3 protein-coding genes are annotated in these 2,855 nt (G+C 64.7%); 1 reads left to right on the top strand and 2 read right to left on the bottom strand.

The window, feature by feature from the left end; genetic code table 11:
- Positions 1-140: 140 nt before the first annotated feature.
- Positions 141-1,190: an isocitrate/isopropylmalate dehydrogenase family protein gene (locus O2807_14205; protein ID MDA1001655.1), complete on the bottom strand. Its 1,050-nt coding sequence runs from the start codon at positions 1,188-1,190 to the stop codon at positions 141-143.
- A gap of 129 nt (positions 1,191-1,319) precedes the next feature.
- Here O2807_14205 and O2807_14210 point away from each other — a divergent pair, with 129 nt between their 5' ends.
- On the top strand, positions 1,320-2,417 hold the full coding sequence (locus tag O2807_14210; GenBank protein MDA1001656.1) for an Ldh family oxidoreductase: 1,098 nt from the start codon (positions 1,320-1,322) through the stop codon (positions 2,415-2,417).
- 10 nt (positions 2,418-2,427) lie between these two features.
- On the opposite strand, the gene O2807_14215 is transcribed toward O2807_14210, so the two are convergent.
- Positions 2,428-2,855, bottom strand: a 428-nt coding sequence (locus tag O2807_14215) for a TlpA disulfide reductase family protein (GenBank protein ID MDA1001657.1), incomplete at its 5' end; no start/stop codon positions are given.

Raw genomic sequence — 2,855 nt, forward strand, 5'->3', positions numbered from 1 at the left:
CAAGTGCTCCGCCCCGTTCACCTTCGGGCTGATGAGCACCTTGCTCCGCCCCCACTCCACCGGCTTGAAGGGCACTTCGTCCAGAATGATGACCGATTTTTCCGGCATTCCGTCTCTCCCGTCTCCAAAAAGATGGTTTTTTATCTCATCCGCTTCCGGATGGCATCGCCGCACGCGCGCGTGGAGAGCGTCCCGCCGATGTCCCGCGTCCGCTCACCGGCCATGATGCACTCCTCCACCGCCCGGCGAATCGAAGCCGCGCCTTCGGCACAGCCCAAATGCTCGAGCAGGAGCGCCGCCGTGAGGATCGCCGCAACCGGATTGGCGATTCCCTGCCCGGCGATGTCAGGGGCGGTGCCGTGCACCGGCTCGAAGAGCGAGATGCCCTCCATGTTCAGGTTGGCCGAAGGGGCAAGCCCGAGCCCCCCGACAAGTCCCGAGGTGACGTCGCTCAGGATGTCGCCGAGGAAATTGTTCGTCACGAGCACGTCGAACTCCTCGGGATGTTGGATCAACTCCATGCAGACGGCGTCGATCAGCCGCGCCTCGGACTCGATGCCGGGAAACTGCGCCCGCACCTCATCGAAGACCCGCCGCCAGATGCCTCCGGCGTAGCGGAGCCCCGTCGCCTTGTCCGTCATGGTGACCTTGCGGCGGCCGTAGCGCTGCGCGAAGGAAAACGCCGCCCGGATGATGCGCTCCACCCCCTTGTAGGTGTGAATCTCCTGCTGGACGGCCACCTCGTCCGAGGTCTGAAGCTTGAAGAAACCGCCGATGCCGGCGTAGAGGCCCTCGGTGTTCTCCCGGAAGACGACATGATCGATCTGGCCCGCCTTTTTGTTCTTGAGCGGCGTCAAATCTTCGTGCCACAGCCGGCTGGGGCGGATGTTCGCGTACAGATCGAGGCCGAAGCGGATGCCCAGCAGAATTTGCTCATGGACAATCGGCCCCTTTACGCGCGGATCGCCGACGGCGCCCTGGAGGATCGCGTCGAAATTCTTGCGCAGATAGTCGCAGGCATTCTCCGGGACGGCGCTTCCCTCGCGCAGGTAGCGCTCGCTGTTCCAGTCCAGTTGCTCGAACTCCACTTTGAGGCCGGCTGCCTCCGCCGCCGCCTGCAGGGTCTCCTCCGCTTCGGGAACCACTTCGTTGCCGATGCCATCTCCTCGGATGACCGCGATACGGGCCATGCCCATCTCCTCCTTGCGCGCAAAAAAATACGAAATGAACCCGGGGGATTTTGACAAACCCCGGCGAAGGGGACAAGGTAGGTTCACCGGTTTTTCTTTTTTTCATCCTTCCTTATCGGAGAGGTGCACATGGTCGAGTCATCCCCGCTCCCCGAGGGAACCGTCCGGTTCCCGCCGGAGGTCATTCAGGAGTTCATGTATCTCTCGTTCCGGGCGGCGGAGGTCCCCGAGGCAGATGCCCGCCTGACGGCGGAAGTGCTCATCAGCGCGGACCTCCGGGGAATCCGGAGCCACGGAGCCGCCCGGCTCCCCTACTTCCTCGTCCGCCTCGAAAGAGGGCTTATCAACAAAAACCCCGAGATGACGCTCCACGCCGGCAGCCCGACGACCGGAGTTCTCGATGCGGACAACGCGCTCGGCACCGTCGCCTCGAACCGCGCCATGGAGGAGGCGCTCGCGCGCGCCGCGGAGTTCGGCACCGGCTTTATCGCTGTCCGGGGGAGCAGCCACTTCGGCTACGCGGGCTACTGGGCCCGCAAGGCCATGGAGCGCGGCTTCATCGGCATCAGCATGAGCAACGGTGGAAACCGCGTCGCCCCCACCTTCGGCATCAGTCCCCTCTTCGGGACGAACCCCTTCAGCGTGGCGATCCCCGGCGGGCCGGGCGGGCACGATTTTCATCTGGACATGGCGACGGCGACCGTCGCGGTGGGGAAGATCGAAACCGCCCTGCGCGAAGGGCGCACGCTCCCCAAGGGATGGGTGTCGAGCGCCGCTCCGGCGCCGGGGCTCGATGAGCGCGGCATCCTGACGATGGACGCGCCCCTCCTCCCCCTCGGCGGGGAGGGAGACGAAAGCGGCGGCCACAAGGGCTACGGCCTCTCGCTGATGGTGGAGCTGCTCAGCAGCCTGCTCTCCGGCTCCGACCTCGGGGCGCGCATCGCCGGGGCGGGGCCGAACGCACCCGCCGCCACCGGCCACCTGATGGGGGCACTGAAGGTCGAGGGCTTCCGCGAGCCGGCGCTTGTCTTTGCACAGATGGCCCAGACCTTTGAATTGATTCGGAATTCCGAGAAAGAGCCGGGGCGGGACCGCATCTACATCCATGGGGAGCCGGAGCTCATCGCCGAGGCGGAAAACCGGCGGATCGGCGTCCCCATCACCCCGCCGATCCTCGATCAGATGCGGCGCATCAACGAGCGGCTCCGCCTGGGATTCGAGATTTAAGGTTTCAGGTCTACGGAGTGGCCGATTTTTTCGGGACGGGCGTTCGTCCCACGAGCGCTATAAAGGAGATGATATCGGGGGCGTCCCACTTCCGGGCTCCGATGATCCGCTTAACGAGGCGGCCGTCGGGAGCGACGATGGCTGACTCGGGGACGCCGGTCGTGCGGTAGAGCCTCTTGATCCGCCCGCGCGGGTCGAGAAGGATGGGAAACGTCAAGCCGAAGCGATCGACGAATTTCTGAACGGCGTCGCCGCCGAGCGCATCAATGCTGACGGCGAGCACCTCGAAAGGCACTCCTTTTTTCTTCATCGTTTCATAGAGATTCTGAATCGAGGGCATCTCCTCGATGCAGGGCGGACACCAGGTGGCCCAGATATTGATGAGAACGGTCTTCCCCCGCATATCCTCCAGCGCGATGGGTCCGCCGCCCAGCGAGG

Source organism: bacterium (assembly GCA_027622355.1).
Lineage (GTDB): Bacteria > UBA8248 > UBA8248 > UBA8248 > UBA8248 > JAQBZT01.

What these genes read in the sequence shown, in the direction of transcription:
- O2807_14205 (MDA1001655.1), bottom strand. Translation starts at nt 1,190, where the DNA reads ATGGCCCGTATCGCGGTCATCCGAGGAGATGGCATCGGCAACGAAGTG.
- O2807_14210 (MDA1001656.1), top strand. Translation starts at nt 1,320, where the DNA reads ATGGTCGAGTCATCCCCGCTCCCCGAGGGAACCGTCCGGTTCCCGCCG.